Source organism: Actinoalloteichus fjordicus (genome assembly GCF_001941625.1).
Classification (GTDB): domain Bacteria; phylum Actinomycetota; class Actinomycetes; order Mycobacteriales; family Pseudonocardiaceae; genus Actinoalloteichus_A; species Actinoalloteichus_A fjordicus.
Genome location: NZ_CP016076.1, coordinates 3,830,625 through 3,854,700, shown reverse-complemented (window position 1 = coordinate 3,854,700; position 24,076 = coordinate 3,830,625). Strand labels below are relative to the sequence as shown.

The following is a 24,076-nucleotide window of genomic DNA, read 5'->3' as shown; positions in this document are numbered from 1 at the left end:
CGGACCGACTGCCGGAACCCGTGCTGGGCATGGTGATCGTCGCGATGACGACGAGATGCGAGGCGGATCCGACAGCACCGTCGACGTGCTGATCAGGCGGCCTTGCCTGCCGTCCGCGGTGGACGCTGCCGCCATGTCACGACCACGCCCGCGAACATGCCGTTCGCTTGCCGGAGTCCGGATCGGCCACCAGGACCCCCACGTTGCCGAATCCCTTGACAATGCGACAACAAAAGGCAGAATCAGGCAACAACAAACAGGAAGCGGAGCTAACCGGGCATGTACGGAGCGGAACGTCAGCAGTTGTTGATGCAGCGGGCCCGGCGGGACGGGCGTATCGACGTGATGGCCGCGTCCGACGAACTGGCCGTGGCACCGGAGACGATCCGCCGCGACCTCGGTGCGCTGGAACGACAAGGGCTGGTTCGGCGCGTCTACGGCGGCGCGATTCCCGTCGAGCGATTGGACTTCGAGCCGGGTGTCTCTCAGCGCGATGCCACCAATGCTGCGGAGAAGGAACGCATTGCCCGCACCGCCGTCGCCCTGCTTCCGCAGCGCGGCACGCTGTTGTTCGACGCCGGAACCACCACGACCAGGCTGGCCGGTCTACTGCCCTCGGACCGAGAGCTGACCGTGGTGACCAACGCGCTGCCGGTGGCCAATCAGCTCGCCCCCCGATCGCACTGCACGCTGTTCATGCTCGGCGGGCGGATCCGGGGCACCACACTCGCAGCGGTGGAATCGTGGGCGCTGGACGTCCTGGCCGGTCTCACCATCGACGTCGGTTTCTTCGGTGCCAACGGTTTCTCGCCGCAGCGCGGCTGCACCACCCCCGACCCGGTGGAAGCCGCGGTGAAGGCGGCGATGATCCGGGCCTGCCGCAGGCGGATCCTGCTGGCCGACAGCAGCAAATACGGCGACGACCAGTTCAGCCGGTTCGCCGAGATCTCCGACATCGACGTCGTGGTCACCGACACCAGGCTCGACGAGGTGGCGGTCGCGGCACTGAACGAGGCCGAGAGCGAGGTGATCCTCGCGTGATCGTCACTGTGACGCCCAATCCGAGCCTGGACAGGACGATCCTGGTAGACGAGTTGGTGCGCGGGGCGGTGCACCGGGCCCGGCGGGTGCGACTGGATCCGGGTGGCAAGGGGGTCAATGTCGCCCGCGCCCTCGCCGCAGCCGGCCGGTCCACTCTGGCGCTGCTGCCCTCCGGCGGCGCGGAGGGCGTCCGGCTGGCCGAACTGCTCGCCCCCGAGGCGGTTCCGGTGGTCGAGGTGCCGATCCGCTCTGCCACCCGCAGCAACCTCGCCGTGGTGGATGCCGACGGCACCACCAGCAAGTTCAACGAACCCGGCCCGGAGCTGACCGAGGCCGAGATCGCCGCCCTGGAGACGAAGGCCGCCGAACTCGGGGCGCGCGCGGACTGGCTCGTTGCCTGCGGCAGCCTGCCGCCGGGCTGCCCCGCCGATCTGCACGCCCGACTCGTGCACGCCGCGCGTCGCTCGGGCGCCCGAGTGGCGGTCGACGCCTCCGGACCTCCGCTGGCAGCGGCCTGCGCGGCCGATCCGGACCTGGTCACCCCCAACCTGGCCGAGTGCGCCGAACTCGCCGGACGTCCGCTCCACCACCTCGGCGACGTCCTCGACACCGCCCGGCGACTGCGCGCATCGGGAGTGGGCACGGTGCTGGTCAGCCTCGGCGAACACGGCGCGGTACTGGTGGAGGACACCGGAAGCTGGCACGCCAGCAGCACCGCCTCCGTGGTGCGCAGCACAGTCGGCGCCGGTGATGCAACCCTGGCCGGCTTCCTGCTCGCAGGTGCGGCAGGACCCTCGGCGCTGCGCACCGCCGTCGCCTACGGCACGGCGGCGGTCGAACAGGCGGGCACCCGGATGCCCGCCCCGAAGGATCTGCGCACGGGCGACGTGCGCGTGTCGGAAGCAGATGCATCTCTGAGCCTCGACGGAGCGGCCTTATGACAGACGCACTGATCACCTCGGATCTGGTCGACCTGGAACTGGTCGACACCGAACGACGCGCCGTGGTGCGCTCGCTGGCGAGCAGGCTCGTCGCCGCAGGCAGGGTCACCGACATCGACAGGTTCCTGGCCGACGTCGAGGCGCGCGAACAGCAGATGCCCACCGGCCTGGAGGGCGGCATCGGCATCCCGCACTGCCGTTCGACGGCGGTGACCGCCCCGACGCTGGCGTTCGGCCGCAGCACCGCCGGGGTCGACTTCGGTGCCGAGGACGGCCCCGCACGGCTCGTCTTCCTGATCGCCGCGCCCGACGGTGCCGACGCCGACCACCTGAAAGTGCTCGCCGCACTGGCCCGCAGGCTGATGCGTGCGGAGTTCACCCAGACCCTCTTGACCGCCGTCGATCCCGAGGCGGTCGCGTCCTACGTGCGCGGGGAGGTCACGCCATGAGATTCGTCGCCGTCACCGCGTGCCCGACGGGCATCGCGCACACCTACATGGCCGCCGAGGCACTGGAACAGGCCGCCCAGGCCGCCGGACACCAGATCCAGGTCGAGACCCAGGGCTCCGCAGGATCCACCCCGCTGTCCATAGCGGACATCCGGGCCGCCGACGCGGTGATCTTCGCCGTCGACGTCGGCGTCCAAGACCGGGAGCGCTTCGCAGGCAAGCCCTTCGTCGAGGCGACGGTGAAACAGGCCGTCAGCGGTTCGGCAGGCTTGATCGACCGGGCGAAGACCGCGGCCGAGCAGCAGACCAGCACCGAGCCTGCGGAACCGGACCCCGTGCCACGACCCCCCGCCGAGCCCGCCGGGACGGGTTTCGGAACCCGGCTACGGCAGTGGCTGATGACCGGCGTCAGCTACGTGATCCCGTTCGTAGCCGCAGGCGGCCTGCTGATCGCGCTGAGCTTCGCGCTCGGCGGCTACGACATCACCGAGGCGCCCCCGGTCACCGAGCGGTTCGACGCAGGCAGCCTGGCAGGCTGGGCCGCGCTGGCGAACCAGATCGGCAGCATCTCCTTCGACTTCCTGGTCCCCGTCCTCGCAGGCTTCATCGCCTTCGCCATGGCCGACCGACCGGCGATCGCCCCCGGATTCGTCGGCGGAGCGATCGCGGTGGTGGTCGGGGCGGGTTTCCTCGGCGGCCTGGTCGCAGGCTTTCTCGCGGGCGCCGTCGTCGGTGCGCTCCGCCGAATCAAGGTGCCCCACGCCCTCGCGGGCGTGATGCCGGTGCTGGTACTGCCGCTGCTGGGCTCGGCGGTGGTCGGCACCCTGATGTTCGTGGTGCTCGGCGGGCCGATCGCCTCGGTCACCGTCGGCCTGACCGACTGGCTCAACAGCCTGGCCGGGGTGAACGCGGCCTTACTCGGCCTGGTCGTCGGAACGATGATCGCCTTCGACGCGGGCGGGCCGGTGAACAAGGCCGCCTACACCTTCGCCGTCGGCGGACTCAGCACCGGCAGCGAGACCGCCCTGGAGTTGATGGCGGCGGTGATGGCGGCAGGCATGGTGCCGCCGCTGGCGCTGGCGCTGGCCGTCACCGTGCGAGCCAAGCTGTTCAGCCCGTCCGAACAGGAGAGCGCCCGACCCGCCTGGCTGCTCGGAGCGTCCTTCATCACCGAGGGCGTGATCCCCTTCGCGGCGGCGGACCCACTGCGGGTGCTGCCCTCGATCATGCTCGGCTCCGCCACCACCGGAGCCCTGTCGATGGCCTTCGGTTCGACGCTGCGGGCTCCGCACGGCGGCCTGTTCGTACTCCCGCTGGTCGGCGGGCCGCTGCTCTATCTGCTGGCGATCGTCATCGGGATGGTGGTGTCGGCCGGGGCGGTGATCCTGGCGAAGCAGATTGGGCGGGCGCCTTCGGGTGCGGGTGTCGGGACTTCGGCTGTGGCGGGGTGAGGTCTGCGGCTCGTGTTGCGGCGAGGCGGTGGCTCCCGTCGTGACGAGAGCCGCCGCCTCGCCGTGACACGAGCCGCGACTCCTGGCGTGACCAGGCCCGCAGCTTTCGCAGTGGCGAACCGAGAATGGAGAAGACGATGCACCGTCAACGTGTCCGGGTGGCAGCTGCCGCCGGTCTGCACGCCAGACCTGCCGCACTACTGGCCAAGACTGCTGCCGCACAAGGAGTCCCGACCTCCATCGCGAAGGTGGTCGACGGCGTGGCGGGGGAGCCGGTCGATGCCGCAAGCATCATCGGGCTGATGACCCTGGGCGCGCACCAGGGAGACGAGGTCGAGATCGCGGCGATCGAGCAGACAGCGGTCGATGCGCTGGTGTCTCTGGTGGGTCGCGATCTCGACGGGGAAGCGGTGGCCGGGTGAGCGGACGGGTGTACTCGGTGGTCGCTGCGGGTAGATTTCTGGCGAGGAAACCCGCTCGGTTAGTGGACTTCTGGTAGATCTTGTGCGAGACCGTGTGGTTGGATTCAGGTCCTGAGAACAGCGCTAGGACTCCGGCGTCGATGGCTGGGCCAGGGTTAGTGTGATGATGAGGTAATGATCAGCCCTGCCGATATCGACGTAGCTGACCTACTGCGCAGGTGGCGTGGTTCTGCGGAAGGCTGCGCGGACCAACTGCCAACAGAGGCGTCTGGGCTGCCCGGGCCGCTGGCGGAATGGTACACCCTGACGTCTCTTTTTCCGGAAGTACGTTCGGCCGGGGTCAGGATTTACGAGCCGACGATCTGTTCGAGGACAACGTGGCCAGACTGTCGCCGATGGCCGATCGCCGCGTTCGGCTTCTCGACGCCGACGAGTCACGGAACTTCAGTGAAGAATTAGTCAGCATCGAGACGGCGTGATCGCAGGGCGCTGCGGAGCGGCCGCGACCGTGGCGGGCTGGTCTCGCCCAGGGCGGAGTGGAGACCTACTCGATCGACTGCGGGCACGAGGAGATGACGAACGTGGAACTAGTTCTGAGCATCGGAAGGATCGTCTCGGGCGTGTTCACACGGTACGGTTCAGAGCGGTAATCAGCGCTGGAGTCTTCTGTTGTGAAAGTCTGGCCGGAGGAATTATCGACGTGCCCAGGAAGGAGTCCGACGACGCCAAGGTGAGACTGGGCAGTCGCTTCCACCGGCTCTTCGGTGCCACGCTCGTGTCGGCCATCGGCACCGGCATGCACGCCGCCGTGTTGCCCCTGCTGGCCCTGCAGATCAGCAGCAGCCCGATGGCGTTGAGCCTCGTCGTCGTGGCCGCCGAGATTCCCTGGGTGCTGGTCTCGCTGCACGCCGGTGTCGTGGTGGACCGGCTGGACCGCAGGCGGGTGATGGTGTGGGCGGATCTGGGCCGGTTCGCCGTCCTGGTCGCTCTCGCGGTGCTCATCCTGACTGCGCAGGTGAACCTGGTGTGGCTGGTGCTCGCGGCGTTCCTGCTGGGCATCGGCCAGGTCTTCTTCGACGTCGCCGCCCAGTCGGCCATTCCCGATTTCGTGTCGCGGGACCCGCGGAACCTGGCAACGGCGAACGGGCGGATTGCCGCGGCGGAGAGCAACGGTGAGGACTTCGTGGGCCCCCCGCTCGGCGCCGCCCTGTTCGGTGTGTGGAACTTCCTGCCGTTCGCGGGCAACGCTCTCTCGTTCGCCGCCAGCGGCCTCGTGATCCTCTCGATCAGGACGGATGGCACGCCGAAGGCGACGTCCGACGCTCCGCGCAAGAGCGTGCGGAGCGAAATCGTCGAGGGCATTCGGTGGCTGTTCGGGAACCGGATCCTGCGGGCACTGGCCACGGTGTCCTGCCTTGGCAACGTCGTCGCCACCGCTCAGTTCGCGATGCTCGCGCTGCTGGCCAAGGAGGTCCTCGAACTTCCGGATTTCGGGTTCGGTCTGTTACTGATGGCCACTGCGGTGGGCGCAACGGTCGGGGGACTGGCGGCCGCGGCCGCCAGGAAGCGGTTCGGCTCCGGCACGGTGCTGCTCACCGGAAAAACCGGAGTCGGCGCGGCCGTTCTGGTTCTGGGACTCGTCGACAATGCGTGGGTTGCGGCCGCGATGATGATGGTGACCGGTGCGTTGATGACTGCAGAGAAAGTCGTCGTGAGCACATTGCGCCAGCAGATCGTGCCTCCTGAACTCTTGGGGAAGGTGCTCTCGTCGAGCAGACTGGTGGTAATGACCGGCGGGCCGGTCGGTGCGCTACTCGGCGGCGTTCTCGCCAGCGTGTTCACCGTCCAGGTCTCGTATGCCGCCGGTGGGGTCTTTCTCATCCTGGTGGCGCTGGTCTTCTCTCCCGTGCTGAACAATCGCGCCCTGGTAAGCGCTCCGGACGAGGCGGCCGAGTGAGCGCGAGAATACGCGGCCGCGCGGACGATGCCGCTCCGCACCACGGCTCGAGATATGTCGTCATCAAACGAGGGACGAGGTGCTCTGATCAGCTGCGGAATCAAGCCGTCGCACGACGGTGCGGTCGCGGTCATCGAGGACGGCTGCCTCCGATTCCGGGTCGAACCGCCGGGTAACAGAGCTTCGCGCGGGCACGGGACGGCTAGGGTGGCGAAGAATGTCTCCGCAGTTGGCCTACGGGTTTCCCGAGTTCAACTCGTTCACCGAAGCCGGTGAGACGACCGGTAGACAAGTTCATCGACTAGGACCCGGCGGTGGGGTGACTTCCCGGTGGAAGCTGGCGCGTGGACCGAGGCGACCCAATGGGCCGTTCCGCTGCGCGGCCGGGTGGTCCTCAATCTTCTGCGGGCGGTGAGTCACGGCGTGAATCTCGGCGAGCGGAGCGGGTCCATCGTTGCGCGTGTGTTGCGATGTATTCTCGGAACTCCTCGGGTCCTACGATGGTGAACTCGATGTCGGTGAGGATCAGGACGAGGGCGAGCCATTCGTAAGAGTCGACATGGGCGGTGTAACGGCAGCGGCCGTTTGCGAGAGGTTCGAGCACACCGTCGATGCGATGCAGGCGCACGGATGCGTCCTGAGCACTCGTCTGGAGAGTAAGCGTGATGGTGTGCATCGGAGTTCTACGGAAGTGCTCGTGGGTGTATCCGAGGAGGTCGTCGGAGGGCACCGGCCTCGGGATGAATCCGGTGCCGGGGACCGGGCTGTCGGTCATCCGGTCCAGCCGAAACGTGCGCCAGTCGGCACGCCCCCGATCCCAGGCGAACAGATACCATCGTTGCTGCATCCGGAGGAGTCGAGTCGGTTCGACCTGACGCTCGGCGCTGCCTTTTCTACTCTCGTATGTGAAGGTGAGCCTGCGGTGTCCGGAGATCGCTTCCGCGATCGTCGTCAGCAGCGTGGATGCTGGCAGTGGATGCGCGGCGGCAGCGAACTCCACGGCGACCAGCAGTTCGTCGGTGGTGCGCCGCAACTTGGGCGGCAGGATGCGGCGGAGCTTCTCCTCGGCTCGCTGTGCGGCTTCGGCGGCGAAGCCGATCCCGACGTCCCCGGCCACTGCCAGCTTCAACCCCAGGACCGTTGCGATCGCTTCGTCGTCTTCGAGCATGAGGGGTGGCAGTGCCCGGCCGGCGACGAGCCGGTAATTGCCACCGGGACCGCGCGTGCTCGTCACGGGATAGCCCAGCTCCCGCAGGTACTCGATGTCGCGGCGCAGGGTGCGGGGCGTGCACTCGAGTGCAGCCGCAAGGTCGGTGGCAGTCCAGCGTCGGCCGCTCTGCAACAGCGAGAGCAGTCGGAGCATCCGCTCTCGGGGCGAGCCCATCGCACTACCTCTCGTGTGCCGCGAGTTGTGGTCATTATATGACCGCATCTGATCGTAGCGTGAGCAGGTGGCCGAAGGCATGGGCAAGGTTGAGGACAGAGCTGAGTGGATCACCGTCGAGGGCGCGCGAACGAACAACCTGCGTGAAGTCTCGGTGCGCGTGCCGAAGCATCGAATCACTGTGTTCACCGGGGTCTCGGGGTCGGGGAAGTCGTCGCTGGCGTTCGGCACGATCGCCGCCGAGGCGCAGCGTCTGGTCGCCGACTCGTACCCGTTGTTCGTGCGAAATCGCCTACCGCAGCGTGGACATGCCGATGCCGATCGACTTGACGGGCTGATGCACACCACGGTGGTGGATCAACGCCGGTTCACTGGCAACGCCCGTTCCACGGTCGGCACGGCGAGTGACGTTGCTCCGCTGCTGCGCATGCTGTTCTCCCGGATCGGCATCCCGAACGCGGGGTACTCGCCCGCGTACTCGTTCAACGACCCGAGCGGGATGTGTCCGCGCTGCGAAGGCCTCGGCACGGTCGACGATATCGACCTCGACGCACTACTCGACAGGTCGCGGAGTCTGAATGAGGGAGCGATCCGCTTTCCGACCTTCGCGCCTGGAACCTACCGGTGGAAGCGTATGGTTCATTCCGCGCTCGTCGACCCCGACCAGGCACTCTCGGAAATCTCCGCAGACGATCTGCACCTCCTGCTGTACGCCGAGAATCTGCCGCTGACCGATCCTGGTCCCGAGTACCCCAAGTCGGGCCTGTTCGACGGAGTGATTCCCAGGCTGCGCAACGCCTACCTCCGCAAGACCCCGTCTCGTCTCACCGACGACGAACAAGAAGGGCTTGCGCGGGTGGTCATGCGCGCAACCTGCCCCGAGTGCGGTGGAGCACGCCTGAACGCCGCCGCCCGAGCAAGTCTGATCGAAGATCGCTCCATCGCGGACTGGTCGGACCTGCCTGTCAGTGAGCTTCGCCAGGTGGTCGCGGCCCTCCGCGACGTGCGTGTCGAGCCTGTCCTCGTCGCGATCCGCGAACGCCTGGAGGCGTTGGATGCGGTAGGCCTCGGATATCTCAGCCTCGGTCGCTTGTCGACGACGCTCTCTGGCGGCGAGGCACAACGGATAAAGATCGTCCGCCATCTCGGGAGCGCGCTCAGCGACGTCTGCTTCGTCTTCGACGAGCCCAGCGTCGGCCTGCACCCGCACGACGTGCACCGGCTCCTGACGCTGCTCGTGCAGTTGCGGGACGCACACAACACCGTCCTCGTCGTCGAGCATCACCCGGACGTGATCGCTGCCGCCGATCACGTCATCGACCTGGGACCCGGCGCTGGAACCGCCGGAGGCTGTGTGCAGTTCGAGGGTGCACCCAGCATGCTCGGCGCGACGGACACCGCAACGGGTCGGATACTGCGCGGCCGGGTCCGCATCAATCGCCGCCCTCGTGAAGCCTCGCAGACGGTCACCGTGGCGAATGCCACGGGACACAACCTGCGGGATGTCACCGTGGACGTGCCGCTGGGGGTTCTCACCGCCGTGTCCGGGGTCGCCGGTTCAGGGAAGAGCACCCTGGCCGCTGCCGAGTTGCCGCGTCAGCATCCCGAGTTCACCGTCATAGGCCAAGAACCGCTGCGCGGCGGCATCAGATCTACTCCGGCGACGGTGCTCGGCGTCGCCGAACCGCTCCGACAGGCGTTCGCCGCCGCGAACGGGACGTCACCCTCGTGGTTCAGCGCGAACGCGCGTGGGGCCTGCCCGGCGTGCAAGGGAAAAGGCGTCGTCGTCACCGACCTGGCCTTCCTCGACGATGTCCGCAGCACCTGCGAGGCATGCAACGGCACCCGCTTCAACCCGACCGCCCTCGCCGCAACGCTGGACGGACACACGATCGCCGATGTCCTCACCATGAAGGCCGCCCAGGCCGCCGAACTACTCGCGGCCGAGGTCGACGTCGTCCCGCGGCTGCGCTGGCTCGAGGAGGTCGGCCTCGGCTACCTCGCGATCGGGCAGGGGGCCGACACCCTCTCCGGAGGCGAACGCCAACGCCTTCTCCTCGCCAGGCACCTCGCCGACACGACCGATCCTGCTCGGCTTCGCATCGTGCTCGACGAACCCACCGCAGGCCTCCACGGCTCCGACACCGACAGGCTGCTGGCCCTGCTCGACCGCCTCATCGATGGCGGGGCGACCGTCGTCGTGATCGAACACAACCAGCGTGTCATCGCCCACGCAGACCACGTCATCGACATCGGCCCAGGTGCAGGCGACCAAGGCGGCACCATCGTCTACCAAGGAACACCCGCAGGACTGCTCACACACCGACCGTCGCTGACCGGGGAACACCTGCAACGAGTCAGCGGCGAATGCCCCGGCGGGCGCAGCTGACCGGCGCGATCACTGCGGACCGCGTGCCTTGGACACGTCGTCGTCGTGGGACGAGGCGGTGGTGCACTCCTCTTCCCCCGCCGTACCACGTCGAAGCTCGGCAGGACGAGTCGTCTCCGGCAGCGGACGGGCTTCACGTTCCTGCCGCGGTCGGCGATCACCTTCCTGCTGATCTCGCTGCCAGTAGCAGGACGCCTGCCACGCGGCTCCGTTTCGCCACGGTGGGGTGACCTCGAGCCAGGGCTTCTCGGCAGCAGACGTCTGGTCAGCCCCCAGCCCTCGTCGACTCCGGGTGGCCTGCGTCACTCCAGCCGGGCGCGCTCGATCTTGGCGGCGGTCCAGCGGTCGATGACCGGCGGAAGCTCAGCCATGAGGTAGCCGTAGAAGTCGCGCATCTCGACGAGTCGACGGCCTGCCACACTGTCTTCACCGGCCGTGTCGATGCCTTCCTGCGCTGCGTCCTGCATGACCTTGAGCGTCGTGTTCTTGCTGGACATCAGAGTCGTCCATGCATCGCCGCGGAACCGGAAGTGCTCTCGACGGCTGCCGGGGGCCGGAACCCGCTCGATGAGTCCGACGGTGGCGAGGTTCTTGACGGCGGTGGACACCGTGCCCGGACTGATCTTGAGTCGCTCGGCCAGCTCGCCTGCGGTGACCGTCTCCTGCTCGGCGAACAGCAACGCGCTCATGACCCGTGCCGTCATCCGCTGCATGCCCCCCTCGGTGAGCGTCAACGCGAGCCGCTCGGCGGCGTCCATCAGATCGGTCATCACTCTTCCCTTCTGCGTCCGGCACATCCTATCTGTTCGGAATCTTCGAAAAAGTGCGAAGATTGGGTAGTGTCTCCGTATGACTGTGATCGAGGTGGACGGACTCACCTTCAGCTACCCCGGCGCCGCCGAACCAGCGGTGCGGGGCATGGACTTCGCCGTCGACGGCGGTGAGATCTTCGGGTTCCTCGGGCCCAGCGGCGCGGGAAAGTCGACGACCCAGAAGATCCTGATCGGCCTGTTGACCGGACACGGCGGCTCGGTCTCGGTGTGGGGCCGAGAACCCGCTGCCTGGGGACAGGACTACTACCAGCGCGTCGGCGTCTCCTTCGAACTGCCCAACCACTACCAGAAGCTCACCGCGCGGGAGAACCTGACCTTCTTCGCCTCGCTCTACGGCAGAGCCACTCGTGATCCGATGGAACTGCTCGACGCGGTGGGTCTGGCGGCAGAGGCGGACGCCAGGGTCTCGACGTTCTCCAAGGGCATGCAGATGCGCCTCGTGCTCGTGCGGGCCCTCCTGCACGATGCCGACCTGCTGTTCCTTGACGAACCGACGTCGGGACTCGACCCGGTCAACGCGCGCAGGGTCCGGGACATCGTCCTCGGCGAGAAGGCTCGCGGAAAGACGATCTTTCTGACCACGCACGACATGACGACCGCTGACCAGCTCTGCGACCGGGTCGCCTTCGTCGTGGACGGCAAGATCGTGGCTCTCGACTCGCCCAAGGAACTCAAGGTCCAGCGCAGCGTGCGCCAGGTGAGGGTGGAGTATCGCGACGAGGCGCAGATCCTGATCGGTCGGGACTTCCCCCTCGACTCGCTGGCCGATGATCACGAGTTCCACAGCCTGCTCCGTACCGAGCGGATCGAGACCATCCACAGCGGCGAAGCCACTCTCGACGACGTCTTCGTCGAGACCACCGGTCGGAGCCTGAAGTGAGCCGCCTGGGGACGGCACTGCGCCTGGAGATCACCCTCCAGCGCCGTTACAGGTTCCTGCACGCCGCCGTGTTCTCCGGCGTGCTCTGGCTGGCACTCCTACTGCCGATGCCCGCAGACCTGCGGTCGGCGGCGGAGCCGTACGTGATCTTCGGCGACCTGCTGATCGTCGGATTCTTCTTCGTCGCCGGGGCCGTCTTCTTCGAGAAGGGGGAGCGGACGCTGGATGCCGTGGTGACCACGCCGCTGCGGTTTCACGAGTACCTCGCGTCCAAGGTGATCCTGCTGACCGGACTCTCCGTCCTGTTAGCCGTGTTCCTCGCGACGGTGACCCATGGCGTGGGATATCACCTGCCCCTGCTGACCCTCGGTGCGGCTCTGGGCACCGTGCTGATGCTGCTGCTCGGCTTCATCACCGTCCTGCCGTTCCAGTCGGTCAGCGACTGGTTCATGCCCGCAGTCGTCCCGATCGCGGTCTTCAACCTGCCGGTCCTCGGCTACTCCGGTCTCTGGGAGACGCCGTGGCTTCACCTGGTGCCGACGTACGGCCCGCTGCTCTTCCTCGGGGCAGCCTTCGATCAGACGGCACTGACCGGCTGGCAGATCGGCTACGGCGTGGCTTACCCACTGATCTTCGCCACCGGCATGTGGCTGTTGGCTCGACGCCTGTTCGACAGGTACCTCGTCGCCAAGACAGGAGGCGCGTGACATGACACGGGCATTCGCGGCCTTCGGCCGAAACGACTTCCGCAGTTCGCGGCGCGACGCACTGCTGATCGGAATGGTGTTCGCACCGTTGGTGTGGATCGCCACCGTCCGTTTCGGCACTCCGCCGGTGACCCGGATGCTGGCGGAGAACAACCAGTTCGACCTGACGCCGTACTACCCGCTGATCCTCGTCGGCTTCCTGCTGCTCACGAGCCCGATCGTGGTCGGCGGCGTCACGGCGCTGCTGGTGCTCGACGAGCGGGACGCGGGCACGCTCACCGCGATACGGGTCGCACCCGTCTCCATGGGTGACTACATCGCCTACCGATCGGTGACCGCCGTCGGGATCACCCTGGTCTACGTGCTCGGCACGGTGTCGGCCAGCGGCATCTTCTCGTTCTCGCTGCTGCCGACCCTCATCCCGATCGGTGTGCTCACCGGTCTGTCGGCACTGGTGATCGCCCTCGCGATCCTGTCGACGGCCAGGAACAAGGTCGAAGGACTCGCCGCCATGCGGGCACTGGGCATCGTGGTCGCCGGGCTCCCGCTGCTGCCGCCCTTCCTCGACTCCTCCTGGAGCATTCTGTTCGGGGTGGTGCCCACCTACTGGCCTGCTCAGGCGTTCCTCGCCGCAGGGGACGGTGCGTCCTGGTGGCCTTATCTCGCAGGCGGCGTCCTCTACCACGCCGTGGTGCTCTGGCCCTTGTATCGACGGTTCACCCGCACAGCCTGGTGAGCCGGGCCCTGACGAGTCGGGTCCAGCGGCGGGCGTCGGGTCACGCCAGTCGGGCTTCAAGGAGGTGAAGGGAACGGGATGCTCGGGCGGCGACGTGGTCGCTGTGCGTGATCAGGACGACGGCCAACCCGAGACGGGCGCGGAGATCATCGAGGACGTCCAGTACCCGCGTCTCGGTCTCCTCGTCGAGCGAGGCGGTCACCTCGTCGCAGATCAGTACATCGGGCCTGCATACGAGCGCCCTGATCAGGTTGACGCGTTGGCGCTGACCTCCGCTGAGCTGCCGGGGCGTGCGTTCGACGATGTCGGGTGCCAGACCTACGGCAGCCAGCAGCGCTGATTCCTCCGTTGGGGACAGTCCGTTACGGAGGGCGGCGGCCCGCGCCCGTTCCAGCGTTCGGGAGACTCGTTCCCACGGCGCCAGCGCCGCCTGGGAATCCTGTTCGACGTAGGACACCGCGATCCGAGCGAGATTTCGGCGGGATCCGACGGGCCAGGGGACGGGCTGCCCGTGGAGAGTCAGTGCACCGGAGCGAGGGAGTTGAACACCTGCCAAGCACCGCGCGAGGCTGCTCTTTCCCGCTCCCGACTCGCCCCGAACGGCGATGCACTCGCCGGGGCCCACGGCGAGGGAGCCGTCGACGAGGACGTCACGAGGGCCGTAGGAGATGGTCACGCCGGTCGCGGCGAGGACGGGAGCGGCATCGCGACGTCCTGGAGCGCGCGCCGGGTACGTTCGGTGTCGCCGTGGTGCCGAGACGATGCGACCGTCGGCGACGTGGTGAATCCGATGCGCGAGTCCGGCCAGGAAGTCCTGGTCGTGGCTGACGACGCCGATCGACATCGGGTCGACCGCCTGGCTGATCACAGTTGCGAGTTCGCGCGCAGCCGCCGCGCTGACGTTGCTGGTGGGCTCGTCGAGCAGGAGAAGACTCGGCCGAGGGAGCAGCGCAGCGGCCAGCGCGACCCGTTGCGCCTGCCCGCCGGAGAGCTCGGCCGGATAGGCGCGGAGCAGCCGTGGCGGCAGCCGCACCGAGTCGAGGATTCGGGCGATCTCCTCGGCGCGGTGCGTCCGGGACAGTGTCCGGTTGCTGCGGCGCAGCATCTGGTCTAGGTGCCAGTGCACTCGGTGAGCCGGGTTGAGCGAGCCTGCCGCATCCTGTGGGAGGTAGGTGACATCGGCGCCGCGCAGCCGCCGTCGACCTTCGGGACTGAACGGATCCTCTCCGCATACCTCGACGACGCCTGCGGTCTGCCGCAGTCCGGGCCCGAGTCGGCCGATCATGGTGTGCAGCAGCGTCGTCTTCCCCGCTCCTGACGCCCCGCCCAAGCCGACGATCTCCGCACGATCGATCGTCAGGGACACGGAGTCGACGATGGGGCGTTCACCCGCATGGACGCTGAGTCCGTCGAGCGTCACGATGTTCATGCGACCGCCGCTTCACTGATGTCGGCGCCCGTACGGGCGGAGAGGCGATCGGTGAGGAGAGTGAAGCCGAGTGCCAGCGCGATGATCAGAGCGGCGGGCACGAGGACGGGCAGCGGATTGACCCCCACGCCCACGGCGTTCTCTCGAACCATGCGGCCCCAGTTCGCTGCGGGTGCGCCCGCGGTGAGCCCGAGGAAACCTGCCGTCGCCGCAAGCTGGACGGCCGCGACGAATCGAACTCCGGCATCGGCCCATACGGCCTCGGTGATTCCCGGCAGGACGTCGTAGCGGAGGCGTCGGAAGACGCTGTCACCTCTTGCCCAGGCGGTCCTGGCGAAAGCGGTGCCGCAGACCTGACGAGTCGCCTCGCGGATGACGCGGACGGAGAAGGGCGTGGTGACGGTCGCGATCGCGGCCACCACCAGAAGATCGTTGCCGGGAGCACCTGAAGCGAGCAGCACGAGGATGAACAGGGGCGGTAGCGCGGAGAGCCCGTCGAGAATCCGCAGGGGCACGGCTCCCCAACGCCGGGTGGTCATTCCCGTCGCCGCGCCGAGCAGGATGCCGACGAAGCTCACGGCGACGGTGGCGGTGAGCGCCTGAATGATCACTGTCTGTCCGCCCGCCGCCACCCGAGCGAGCGTGTCGCGGCCGAGGAAGTCGGTCCCCAACGGGTGGGCGACCGATGCCGAAGCGAACGGGGACTCCTGTACGGCGGTAGTGGAGCCGAACGGAAGGAACGGTCCGACGAGACCGAACAACAGCACCGCGAACAGCAAGACAGCGATGCCACGGCGGATGATCTTCATCGGGTCGCACCTCGGGAGGCCCGCCCGCCGAGCAGGCGAGCGGCCAGATCGCCCAGCAGCAGGATCATCAGCGTGCAGGTACTCAGCGCCAGACTCAGCCCCGCGACGACGGGCACGTCGCGGGTGCCCACCGCCTGCGTGAGTTCGAATCCGATGCCGGGGTAGTTGAACAGTGTCTCGACGACTATCCCGCCGCCGAGCAGCCCGGCCGCCATGATCGCGAGTGCCTGCACTCCGGGGCCGAGTGCATTGGGCAGGACATGAGCGAGTGCCAGGTGTAGGCCGCGTGCGCCGTTAAGCCGGGCATTCTCGATGTAGGGACTGCGTACGACGCTGATCACGCTGGATCGGACGAGCCGTGTGGTGCCGCCGAGACCGCCGAGCACCAACGCCGCAGTGGGCAGGACGAGCAGTTCGGCGTGTTGCCAGGCGGAGTCGCCGAGCGGGACGAGCGACACGGCGGGGAACAGACCCAGCATCGTGGCGAACACGGTGAGGAGCAGGGTGGCGAGCAGGAAGTCGGGCGTGGCGATCAAACCCATCGTGGCCGAGCTGAGAACGCGATCAAGCGGGCCGCCCGCCCGCATACCGGAGAGGAGTCCGATCGTCACCGACACGGCGGCGATCACCACTATGGCGATGACCACGAGCACGAGCGTGTTCAGCAGTCTCGGGACGAGGATCTCGTCCACCGGTCTGCCGGAGACCATGGAGACGCCGAGATCACCGCGCAGGGCGCCGCCGACCCAGTCCAGGTAACGCTCAGGAGCCGGCCGGTCGAGGCCGAGCGCCTCGCGCACGGCAGCACGCTCGGCCTCGGTCGCGTCGCTTCCCGACAGCACGCCGACGGCGTCGCCGGGAAGGACCTCGGTCGCCCAGAACACGACGACCGAGAGGATTCCCAGCGTGACGACCGCGATGCAGAGCCGGGAGCCGATGAATCCCGGCATACCTCGGGCGTGACTCATTCTGCCAGGCGGGCATTCGTCAAGTCGGGGAACTGTTGATCTCGGACCCCGCTCACCGCGTCCACGGCGGCGTCGATACCGGGGACGAAGACCGGCCCGATCTGGTTCCCGTTCTCCCACAGCAGCTGTTGTGCCTGATGCGACGCGTCCAGTCGCTCGTCCTCCGTCAGGCCGCCGCGCGCGGTGACCACCAGGGCGTCGGCCTCGGGGAGCACCCCGGGGGTGTGGTTCGGCTCGAACAGCGCAGGCGGGTTGTACCCGGCGGCGAAGGGAAGGGCGGTGTAGGCCTCGTAATCGGCGAAGAGCTGTCCTGCTGGAAGCTCGGCGAGGGTGGCGTCGACCCCGATCGCCTGGAGATTCTCGACGATCAGCGTCGCGGTCTCGACCATTCCGGGCAGCTCGGGGCCGACGGTCAATTCGACGCTCATACCACTCTGGCCTGCCTGTTCCAGCAGGTCCCGTGCCGTGTCCGGATCGTAGGCACGCTGTTCGAGCGCCGAGTGGTAGGTCGGGAAGCCGAGCGCCGGAATGTCATTACCGAGGTACGCCCGACCGTAGTAGACGTTGTCGATGATCGACTGTCGGTCGACGGCGAGCTTGAACGCCTGCCGCACCCGGACGTCGGCGAACGGCTCGAAGCTCGGGTTCATTACGAACCGCAGGCAGGAGGCGTAGGGCAGCTCGCCGTTCGTCACGACGACGCCGTCGGCGCCATCGAGGTTCTGCGCGAGCGCGGGAGTGATGCCGCTGATGAAGTCGGCCTGTCCCCCGGTGAGCGCGGCGACCCTGGCGTTGTCGTCGGCGATGGACAGCAGTTGGATCTCGTCCAGCGTCGGTTCGTCGCCGATGGCCGCGCCGAAGTAGTCGGGATTGCGGGTCAGCAGAGTCTCCTGCCCTGCCTGGAATGCCGAGATGACGAACGGGCCGCAGGAGACAGTGGTGTTCGTGAACTCCGTCGTGCCCGCCTTGATCGCCAACATGCTCTGGCACAGCAGTAGACGACCATCCGCGATGGGGCGCAGCGTGGGCAGCGTCAGGGTGTGCTCGTCATCGATCACGGCGTTGTCGAGGTCGAAGTCACGGCCGACGATCTGGGTGAACGGCAGCCCTTGGAGCAGCGCGGGAGCCCGGAGTGAATAGAGGATGTCCTCGGCGGTCAGCGGCGAGCCGTCGGTGAAGGCGATGCCCGGGCGCACGTGCAGCGTGTAGGTCGTCAGATCATCGCTGACGTCGATGGACTCGAGCGCGCCGTACCGCACACCGTCGGGCTGGCTGACGTCGATCATGCCGAGCGCGGCGTGGACGAGCCGGGCACGGACGAAATCCAGCGCGGTGGGCCCGACCAGGTAGTTCAGCGTCTCGCCCGCGCCGCCGCCTGCGAACGCGGCGCGTAAGCGACCGATGTTCTGCGCGGGGGTGGCGGCAGTGCCGCACCCAGTGAGACCTGCGGCGACGACGGCGGCCGTGAAGGCGCCCAAACCGAGGAAGCGACGACGATCGAGTTCAACCACGAGAGGTGCCCTTACCTGTTCGGCGCGCGGCACGACGGGCTCGGGAAGAGCCCGACCGCGCGTACTATACGCCGTAGACTAGGTGTAGGCGAAAATGATTGTCAATTGAGGGGTGAGCCACATGCCTGCTGTCGGCCTGGACCGCGAGTCAGTCGTCGGGGCGGCGCTCGACATCGCGGCCGAGGGTGGCTTCGCCGCGATGTCCATGCGCGTGCTGGCGGAGCGACTCTCGGTGACGCCCATGGCGATCTACCGCTATGTCGAGAACCGAGAAAGCCTCAACCGGATCGTGGCCGACGAGGCAGGGAAGCTCATCCGGCCACGCCTCGATCCCGCTGCGCCCTGGCATCGCAACGCGCGTGAATGGGCTCGCGCGCAGCGGAGCGGACTACGCCGATTTCCCGGTCTGGCCGCCTGGTTGACGGCGAACGGGCCTGCCGGTGAGCAGGCCTACCGGCTGCTCGACGACCTGGCGAGAAGCATGCTGAAGGCCGGATTCGACGACGAGGCGACGGCCCGTGCCTGCGCCATGATCATGAGCTGGGTCTTCTCCCGCGTCAGCGTCGAAGACGCGGCAGACGCCCGCGCGCGGCAGGCCGTCCCGAGCAGAGCACGGGCGTTCGTGTCCGGACTGTCCTCCCTCGACACCGCGCGGTATCCGGCGGCCTCGCGGATCGGCAGCCGCTTCTTCACCCTCAGCATGGACACCATCTTCGAAAGCGGCCTGGACGCCGTGCTTGCAGGCTGTCTGCGCCGCGCGGAGGAGGCAGCCGAGACACCGGAGAACGGATCAGCACCGGCTGAACACAGGTGACCTTCCACGCTCCAGCTTTCACGACTGCTCTGGCGGAGGCCGTGAGCGACGTGGTGTGCTTCAGCGGGGAGCGTTGATCTCAAAGGAGAGATGATGCCGACCAGACCCGATCCCAGGAGACGAACCGACGAGCAACTCGCTCACCAGAGCTCGTCCGACGGTGAGCAACGCAGGCGTTCCGATCGCACGTCATCCGGGTTCACTGCCGATCTACGGGGTTCGATGCTCGATCTCGGCATCGCCCTGCTCATCACCGCATCGGTGTTCGTGTTCCTCTACCTCCGAGTACGCGCAGGTCAGTCGGACACCGTGTCCGTGATCTCCTACATGGCCGATGCCGACCGGTACTGGGTCTACTTCCTGAGCCAGGCCTTCGGCTGGTCCGCGTTGCTCTGGGCGTATCTCGCGGTCGTCCTCGGACTCTTGATATCGGGCTCCAAGCCCGGTTGGCTGCGGTGGCAGCCCGCCAAGCTCGAACGTCTCCATCGCACCACCAGCCTCAGCGTGCTCAGTCTGATGGCCGCTCATGCGCTGCTGTACGCCGCTCAGGTCGTCCGCGACAATGCGCCCGACGCATGGGGAGACCGGGTCTGGGCCGCCTTCGTCCGCGCCTTCGTGCCGGGCGGACACGACGGCAGCACCGGCTGGATCGCGATGCCGATCGGACAGGCGGCGTTCTACCTCGCGATCCCGCTCGGTCTGGCGTACTACTTCCGCAGGCGGATCGGGGCCAAGGCCTGGCGGATTCTGCATCGGTTCATCATCGTCGTCTACGCACTCAGCGTATGGCACACGCTGCTCTACAGCACCAACGTCTGGTACGAGGGCTGGCCGCGCACGGTGCTGTGGTTACTTCAGGTGCCGATCGCCGTGCTTCTTCTCTGGCGGCTGCTCGAGCCCGCGCGCCGCGGGGAGCGGCTCGACATGTCGGCGAGGAAGACAGGCCTGCTGCCCGCTTGGCTCCGGTTGGCAGGGCGGATCTCGGTGGCCGCTATCGCCGTTCTGCTGATCGTGGTGGCCGCGACCGGCCTGGACGGCGGTCGACTACGGCCGGAGCACGGGGGAGAGGTGCACGATCACAGCGATCCGCACGAACACGAACACGAGGACGAGGGATGAGGGGCGCTCGACGGATCAGCTGATGTGACGGTTTCCGCGCTGCGGGGATGACGGTGCCACCTGCCCCGTCATTCCCGTTCCACACTGACAGGCCGTCACAGTTCGGACAGCCGGCCGGCTCCCGACGGGCATCGCTGCGATGCACAGATCGGGCTCAACAGTGCTTCGCATCGACAAGCCCCTGTTCTGCTCAGAATCGGACTTCGGCCGGGCGCGGGTCGGGGTGCTGGGACGTTCGCTCCCGGCGACGGTCTTTTCTGGGCTTCGACACTGGTCGCTCGGTGGTCCGAACAAGGGTCGAATCGTGGGTGCGTCGAGGCGGTGGCTCGAGTAGGTCCTCGCGATCGAGGGCGGGCAGGGAGACGGTGGGGCGGCGCTCCCCGCAGGTTCTCCTGGGATGGCTGCGGCATCGTGTCGTAGGCCGCCCCGCCGTCGTCGGTGACTGATGCCGTTCGCCCAGGTGCGTGCGCCCGTTCGTCACGTTGGTTCGGCGGGGCGTGGAGATCCCTCGTTCAGGCCTGTCGGGCTCGGTCGATCGCGTACATCGCGAGATCGGAGGGTCCGACCGGCATCGTTCGCAAGCCTCGTGCGGTCGTCTCCGAGCGGAGGGTCGCCTCGTTCAGCACCCACCAGTCGTAGTCGACCTGATGCTCGGCCTGGAGCACTTCATCGTGATAGACGCGGTAAGTCATCCGCCAGGTGACACTGTCCGGCCCCGCGACCTCTGCTCGACCTCGACCTTCGTAACGACGTCGGCCGATGTGGACCGAGCTGGGCGCGGTCTCCGGCACGGGCTCGGGTGTGGACGGCGGTTGGAGATTCAGCACCATGCGACCGCCGGGAGCGAGCCGTTCGGCCAGGAGGTCCCACAGTCTGCCTCGGTCGGTCGGTGTGAAGTGGCCGATCACGTTGATCGCGACTACTGCCGAGAGGGAGTCCGGCAGCGCCGCCGCCAGCGGCGTGTGATCGATCACGGTCACCTTGTCTCGCAGTCTCGGCGAGGCTGCGACGGTGGCCAACAGGATGCTGCGCAGAGTGCGTGCAGGCTCCGATGCCCAGATCTCCGCGTCGGACAGGACCGCGTCGATCATGGGGAGGGCGCGCCCGCTGCCTGAGCCGATGTCGAGCACCGGCCCGGCGGTGTCGTCGACCCCGACCAGCGCGTCCTGGAGAGCAGGCGCAAGTGCATGCCAGTGTGGGGCGATCAGGAGATCGAGGAACTCGCCGGAGATCTCGTACTCGTCGCCTGCAGGTCGCTGCTCATTCTGCATGGACGTCCGTCCCTTCCCTGCTGTCGAGGTGCGGCGGCTGCATATGATGTGAAAATGATTATCATAGCCGTGCCAATGCCAGGTGGGCGGATGCTCGCGACGGCGACTGTTCGGCCGATCCCGTCTGCGGGGCGGGCCGCCTGACCCGCGATCCTCTTCGCCTTGGCTCGGTAGCAGCAAGCAGGTCACTGCCGAAGGTGGCCCGCTCACCAGAGCGTTCAGTGCCCCGCGATCACACGGTGCGCCCACCGGTGGGCAGGGTCGCCTGCCGTCCTGATCCGGCGACGGGGCCGTCATGTCTGGACGCCGAGGCGGCGTGCGGCGACCCGCCTTCGGCGCAGTGCGGCGATCCGCTCGCGATGGAGAAGGCCCCGGTGTGCACCTGCCTGTCAGATGGAGGTCCGCCCCTCGGGCCGGGTGACGGCCAGCATTCCGTCGATCAGCTCGGTGATCGCGACAGGGACGTCGTAGGAGGCCGACAGTCGATCCCATTCCGGCAGCATTGCCCGCAAGGTCGGAACGTCGACGAGGTCTGTCTCGCCGACGGAGGCACGCCAGTCGTCGGGCAGCTCGGGGTCGGTCTTTCGGCGGCGGGCATGGAACCGATGGGTCAGCTCGCCGATGATGTAGTGCCAGATCGAGCGGAACATGTGCAGGGCGCGCTCCGGCGTGGCGCCCCAGTCGCGGGCACTCGCGAGGAATTCATCCGAGATCCAGAGCGCCGGGACGCCGACGCCCTCGCCATGGGACAGGACCTCCATCACCCAGGGGACCTCGGCGAGGGCGCCGTGCAGATGGCAGGCGACGGCGACCATGCGATCACGGGGGTCTGCAGGCAGCTTCGGGCGGGGAATCTCGCCTGCCTGCACGCTGAGCACCGCCGTGAGCAGCTCGCTTCTGCTGCTGACGTGATGGTAGAGCGCCATCGGGGCGCGGCCGACCTCGCGGGCGAGCCGTCGCATGGTGAGTGCGTCCAGGCCTTCGGCCTCCAACACCGAGCGGGCGGCGGTCACGATCGTCGCGCGGTTGATCCGGGCGGGCCTGCCCACTCGGCGCGCCTGCCTCGGCGGTTCTGTCATGTCGCCATTGTCTTGGCGCGCCTGACCCCGGCCCCGTGCGCCCTCCTGAAGGGCTGACGTTATATTTACGTACATGTACGGAAACATAGTCGAGGAGCCATGGGTTCGGATTCGAGGCTGGTGAACCGGATGCTCGTGGTGGTGTTCACCGCGCAGTTCCTGGTCGCGCTGGACATCTCACTGGTCAACATCGCCCTGCCGTCCATCCAGGAAGGCTTGGGTTTCACGGAGTCGAATCTTCACTGGGTCGTGAACGCCTACCTGCTGACGTTCTCGGGATTTCTCCTGTTAGGAGGCCGACTCGGCGACGTGTTCGGGCGGCGGCGTGTGCTTCTCGGCGCCGTGGTCCTGTTCGGTGCGGCCAGTCTGTGGGCAGGCCTGGCGACACATGCCTGGGAACTGGGCGCGGCCCGTGCCATCCAAGGGCTCGCCGCAGCGGCCATCTCCCCGGTGGCGCTCGCGCTGATCACGGTGAATCTCTCCGGTGGTCCCGTGCGCGCTCGTGCGCTCGCACTCTGGGGGGCAGGTGGTGCCTTAGGCGGGGCGGCAGGCGTTCTGCTCAGCGGGCTGCTCACCGAGTTCATGGGCTGGCGATGGGTGATGCTGATCAACCTGCCGATCGTGGCGGTCCTGCTGTTCGCCGTACTGAGCGGCGTTCGAGAGAGCCGCGCCGAGCATCGGCCGAGGCTCGACGTGACGGGTGCCGTGCTCGTCACCACAGGGATGTCACTGCTCATCCTCGGGGTGCTGCGTGGCGAGGGCGGCGGCTGGACCGCACCGGACACGGCACTGCTCTTCGTCTTCGCAGTGGCGATCCTCGCCGTCTTCGTACTGGTCGAGCACAGGGCACCGGAGCCCCTGATGCCGTTGACCCTCTTCACGAGACGCGCAGTACTGGGAGCCAATCTGTTCGGCTTCCTGCTCTCCGCCGGACAGCTCGCAGGCTTCTTCTTCGTCTCGCTCTATCTGCAACGGGTTCTCGACTATTCGCCTGCGCTCGCAGGAGCGGCGTTTCTGCCCTTCTGCGCGGGCACGGTCGTCGGCCTGCGTATCGCCATGCGGAACCTGGAGCGACTCGGCCCTCGAACGTTGCTCCTCATCGGCGGTCTGACCGGCGCGGCCGGACTGGCCTGGTTCGCGGGCTTGAGCCCGGAGGCAGAGTTCTTCACCCAGCTGCTGGGACCGTCGATGGTCTGCAGTGTGGGGATCGGCGTCTCCTTCGTGGCCATGGGTGCCGCCGCCACGTCCGGCGTGCCCGCGCGAGATGCGGGGACCGCATCGGCAGTACTGAACAGCTCCCGGCAGCTGGGCGGCTCGGTGGGCCTGGCGGTGCTCGTCACCGCCGCCGCTCACGTCACGTCCTCCCACGATGGCGACATGGTGGCGGCGTTGGCGGCCGGGTACTCGACGGCATTGGCGCTGGCGGCGGTGGCGCTGGCAGCGGGGGCACTCCTCGCCGTGATCGTCCTTCCCCGTTCCTCTTCCGAACCGAGCGACGTCCAACGGGGCGATGAAGACGGCACCGACACGCCCGACGCAGGCATGGCGGACGACCGAGGCTCGCAGGCCGACACCCGGCCTGTGAAGACCCGGGCCGAATCGTGCTGAGCACGGGCCGGTTGTGCGTGGCCGACCTGACGACCGCCATCCTCAGTGGACGGTGGCGGAGCGCGAACGGCGACACGATCGACGAAATGATCAGGAAATGCCTCCTTCCCTCGGTCGAAGGGATGCGGATGTCAGCGGCCGAGCTGATCACGGACGTGACGCGCGGCGGGTGGGGCGATGACAGGACGCTCTTCCTCCGCAGACACGGGCCGGGCACTGGAAGAACGCAGATGATCGCCGCGCCGGGGCGCCTCGGCTGCCCGTGTCGCCGGGGCTGT

21 protein-coding genes are annotated in these 24,076 nt (G+C 67.7%); 13 read left to right on the top strand and 8 right to left on the bottom strand.

The window, feature by feature from the left end; genetic code table 11:
- Nucleotides 1-279 precede the first annotated feature (279 nt).
- From UA74_RS16720 to UA74_RS16695, 6 genes are all read left to right on the top strand, one after another.
- Nucleotides 280-1,041 (top strand): DeoR/GlpR family DNA-binding transcription regulator, encoded by a 762-nt coding sequence (locus UA74_RS16720; protein WP_075741112.1) that lies wholly within the window; start codon nt 280-282, stop codon nt 1,039-1,041.
- A complete protein-coding gene (gene pfkB / locus UA74_RS16715) occupies nt 1,038-1,982 on the top strand; it encodes a 1-phosphofructokinase (RefSeq protein ID WP_075741111.1) in 945 nt (314 codons plus the stop codon). The genes UA74_RS16720 and pfkB overlap by 4 nt, the downstream gene beginning before the upstream one ends.
- Complete coding sequence (locus UA74_RS16710; RefSeq protein ID WP_075741110.1) at nt 1,979-2,431, top strand: PTS sugar transporter subunit IIA; 453 nt, start codon at nt 1,979-1,981, stop codon at nt 2,429-2,431. Before pfkB ends, UA74_RS16710 begins: the two co-directional genes overlap by 4 nt.
- Nucleotides 2,428-3,882 (top strand): PTS fructose transporter subunit IIC, encoded by a 1,455-nt coding sequence (locus UA74_RS16705; protein ID WP_075764850.1) that lies wholly within the window; start codon nt 2,428-2,430, stop codon nt 3,880-3,882. Before UA74_RS16710 ends, UA74_RS16705 begins: the two co-directional genes overlap by 4 nt.
- Nucleotides 3,883-4,019: 137 nt before the next feature.
- Entirely contained in the window at nt 4,020-4,304 is a 285-nt protein-coding gene (locus tag UA74_RS16700) for an HPr family phosphocarrier protein (RefSeq protein ID WP_075743903.1), read from the top strand.
- 475 nt (nt 4,305-4,779) lie between these two features.
- Complete coding sequence (locus UA74_RS16695) at nt 4,780-6,261, top strand: MFS transporter (protein ID WP_318533254.1); 1,482 nt, start codon at nt 4,780-4,782, stop codon at nt 6,259-6,261.
- A gap of 394 nt (nt 6,262-6,655) precedes the next feature.
- On the opposite strand, the gene UA74_RS16690 is transcribed toward UA74_RS16695, so the two are convergent.
- Nucleotides 6,656-7,645 carry a helix-turn-helix transcriptional regulator gene (locus UA74_RS16690; RefSeq protein ID WP_075741107.1) on the bottom strand — a complete coding sequence of 330 codons (990 nt, stop codon included), beginning with the start codon at nt 7,643-7,645 and terminating at the stop codon, nt 6,656-6,658.
- Nucleotides 7,646-7,724: 79 nt separating this feature from the next.
- Between UA74_RS16690 and UA74_RS16685 the strand changes: the two genes are divergently transcribed.
- Nucleotides 7,725-10,034 carry an excinuclease ABC subunit UvrA gene (locus UA74_RS16685; RefSeq protein ID WP_075741106.1) on the top strand — a complete coding sequence of 770 codons (2,310 nt, stop codon included), beginning with the start codon at nt 7,725-7,727 and terminating at the stop codon, nt 10,032-10,034.
- Nucleotides 10,035-10,336: 302 nt separating this feature from the next.
- Here UA74_RS16685 and UA74_RS16680 read toward each other — a convergent pair whose 3' ends face one another.
- Nucleotides 10,337-10,804, bottom strand: coding sequence for a GbsR/MarR family transcriptional regulator (locus tag UA74_RS16680; protein WP_075741105.1), 468 nt, complete (start codon nt 10,802-10,804; stop codon nt 10,337-10,339).
- A gap of 79 nt (nt 10,805-10,883) precedes the next feature.
- On the opposite strand from UA74_RS16680, the gene UA74_RS16675 reads away from it, so the two are divergent.
- The 3 genes from UA74_RS16675 to UA74_RS16665 are packed head-to-tail and all read left to right on the top strand — an operon-like array spanning nt 10,884 to nt 13,190.
- A complete protein-coding gene (locus tag UA74_RS16675; RefSeq protein WP_075741104.1) occupies nt 10,884-11,747 on the top strand; it encodes an ABC transporter ATP-binding protein in 864 nt (287 codons plus the stop codon).
- A complete protein-coding gene (locus UA74_RS16670) occupies nt 11,744-12,454 on the top strand; it encodes a fluoroquinolone export ABC transporter permease subunit (RefSeq protein ID WP_075764848.1) in 711 nt (236 codons plus the stop codon). The genes UA74_RS16675 and UA74_RS16670 overlap by 4 nt, the downstream gene beginning before the upstream one ends.
- A gap of 1 nt (nt 12,455) precedes the next feature.
- On the top strand, nt 12,456-13,190 hold the full coding sequence (locus tag UA74_RS16665) for an ABC transporter permease (RefSeq protein WP_075741102.1): 735 nt from the start codon (nt 12,456-12,458) through the stop codon (nt 13,188-13,190).
- Nucleotides 13,191-13,230: 40 nt separating this feature from the next.
- On the opposite strand, the gene UA74_RS16660 is transcribed toward UA74_RS16665, so the two are convergent.
- The 4 genes from UA74_RS16660 to UA74_RS16645 are packed head-to-tail and all read right to left on the bottom strand — an operon-like array spanning nt 13,231 to nt 17,907.
- The gene (locus tag UA74_RS16660; protein WP_075764846.1) at nt 13,231-14,619 is read right to left on the bottom strand and encodes an ABC transporter ATP-binding protein; all 1,389 of its coding nucleotides are present in this window, start codon (nt 14,617-14,619) and stop codon (nt 13,231-13,233) included.
- Nucleotides 14,616-15,428 carry an ABC transporter permease gene (locus UA74_RS16655; RefSeq protein WP_083683270.1) on the bottom strand — a complete coding sequence of 271 codons (813 nt, stop codon included), beginning with the start codon at nt 15,426-15,428 and terminating at the stop codon, nt 14,616-14,618. The genes UA74_RS16660 and UA74_RS16655 overlap by 4 nt, the downstream gene beginning before the upstream one ends.
- Complete coding sequence (locus tag UA74_RS16650; RefSeq protein WP_198042743.1) at nt 15,425-16,396, bottom strand: ABC transporter permease; 972 nt, start codon at nt 16,394-16,396, stop codon at nt 15,425-15,427. The genes UA74_RS16655 and UA74_RS16650 overlap by 4 nt, the downstream gene beginning before the upstream one ends.
- Entirely contained in the window at nt 16,393-17,907 is a 1,515-nt protein-coding gene (locus UA74_RS16645; protein ID WP_075741098.1) for an ABC transporter substrate-binding protein, read from the bottom strand. Before UA74_RS16645 ends, UA74_RS16650 begins: the two co-directional genes overlap by 4 nt.
- A gap of 121 nt (nt 17,908-18,028) precedes the next feature.
- Between UA74_RS16645 and UA74_RS16640 the strand changes: the two genes are divergently transcribed.
- On the top strand, nt 18,029-18,721 hold the full coding sequence (locus UA74_RS16640) for a TetR/AcrR family transcriptional regulator (protein WP_075764843.1): 693 nt from the start codon (nt 18,029-18,031) through the stop codon (nt 18,719-18,721).
- Nucleotides 18,722-18,811: 90 nt separating this feature from the next.
- Nucleotides 18,812-19,840, top strand: a complete 1,029-nt coding sequence (locus tag UA74_RS16635) for a ferric reductase-like transmembrane domain-containing protein (protein WP_083683269.1) — start codon at nt 18,812-18,814, stop codon at nt 19,838-19,840.
- A 512-nt stretch (nt 19,841-20,352) separates the two neighbouring features.
- Here UA74_RS16635 and UA74_RS16630 read toward each other — a convergent pair.
- Entirely contained in the window at nt 20,353-21,111 is a 759-nt protein-coding gene (locus UA74_RS16630; protein ID WP_075764841.1) for a class I SAM-dependent methyltransferase, read from the bottom strand.
- 389 nt (nt 21,112-21,500) lie between these two features.
- A complete protein-coding gene (locus tag UA74_RS16625) occupies nt 21,501-22,190 on the bottom strand; it encodes a TetR/AcrR family transcriptional regulator (protein WP_075764839.1) in 690 nt (229 codons plus the stop codon).
- A gap of 99 nt (nt 22,191-22,289) precedes the next feature.
- On the opposite strand from UA74_RS16625, the gene UA74_RS16620 reads away from it, so the two are divergent.
- Nucleotides 22,290-23,798, top strand: coding sequence for an MFS transporter (locus UA74_RS16620; RefSeq protein ID WP_075764837.1), 1,509 nt, complete (start codon nt 22,290-22,292; stop codon nt 23,796-23,798).
- Nucleotides 23,799-24,076 lie beyond the last annotated feature (278 nt).

What these genes read in the sequence shown, in the direction of transcription:
- UA74_RS16710 (WP_075741110.1), top strand. Translation starts at nt 1,979, where the DNA reads ATGACAGACGCACTGATCACCTCGGATCTGGTCGACCTGGAACTGGTC.
- UA74_RS16705 (WP_075764850.1), top strand. Translation starts at nt 2,428, where the DNA reads ATGAGATTCGTCGCCGTCACCGCGTGCCCGACGGGCATCGCGCACACC.
- UA74_RS16685 (WP_075741106.1), top strand. Translation starts at nt 7,725, where the DNA reads ATGGGCAAGGTTGAGGACAGAGCTGAGTGGATCACCGTCGAGGGCGCG.
- UA74_RS16650 (WP_198042743.1), bottom strand. Translation starts at nt 16,396, where the DNA reads ATGAGTCACGCCCGAGGTATGCCGGGATTCATCGGCTCCCGGCTCTGC.
- UA74_RS16660 (WP_075764846.1), bottom strand. Translation starts at nt 14,619, where the DNA reads ATGAACATCGTGACGCTCGACGGACTCAGCGTCCATGCGGGTGAACGC.
- UA74_RS16640 (WP_075764843.1), top strand. Translation starts at nt 18,029, where the DNA reads ATGCCTGCTGTCGGCCTGGACCGCGAGTCAGTCGTCGGGGCGGCGCTC.
- UA74_RS16620 (WP_075764837.1), top strand. Translation starts at nt 22,290, where the DNA reads ATGGGTTCGGATTCGAGGCTGGTGAACCGGATGCTCGTGGTGGTGTTC.
- UA74_RS16630 (WP_075764841.1), bottom strand. Translation starts at nt 21,111, where the DNA reads ATGCAGAATGAGCAGCGACCTGCAGGCGACGAGTACGAGATCTCCGGC.
- UA74_RS16700 (WP_075743903.1), top strand. Translation starts at nt 4,020, where the DNA reads ATGCACCGTCAACGTGTCCGGGTGGCAGCTGCCGCCGGTCTGCACGCC.
- UA74_RS16665 (WP_075741102.1), top strand. Translation starts at nt 12,456, where the DNA reads ATGACACGGGCATTCGCGGCCTTCGGCCGAAACGACTTCCGCAGTTCG.
- UA74_RS16655 (WP_083683270.1), bottom strand. Translation starts at nt 15,428, where the DNA reads ATGAAGATCATCCGCCGTGGCATCGCTGTCTTGCTGTTCGCGGTGCTG.
- UA74_RS16680 (WP_075741105.1), bottom strand. Translation starts at nt 10,804, where the DNA reads ATGACCGATCTGATGGACGCCGCCGAGCGGCTCGCGTTGACGCTCACC.
- UA74_RS16675 (WP_075741104.1), top strand. Translation starts at nt 10,884, where the DNA reads ATGACTGTGATCGAGGTGGACGGACTCACCTTCAGCTACCCCGGCGCC.
- UA74_RS16625 (WP_075764839.1), bottom strand. Translation starts at nt 22,190, where the DNA reads ATGACAGAACCGCCGAGGCAGGCGCGCCGAGTGGGCAGGCCCGCCCGG.
- UA74_RS16690 (WP_075741107.1), bottom strand. Translation starts at nt 7,645, where the DNA reads ATGGGCTCGCCCCGAGAGCGGATGCTCCGACTGCTCTCGCTGTTGCAG.
- UA74_RS16720 (WP_075741112.1), top strand. Translation starts at nt 280, where the DNA reads ATGTACGGAGCGGAACGTCAGCAGTTGTTGATGCAGCGGGCCCGGCGG.
- UA74_RS16635 (WP_083683269.1), top strand. Translation starts at nt 18,812, where the DNA reads ATGATGCCGACCAGACCCGATCCCAGGAGACGAACCGACGAGCAACTC.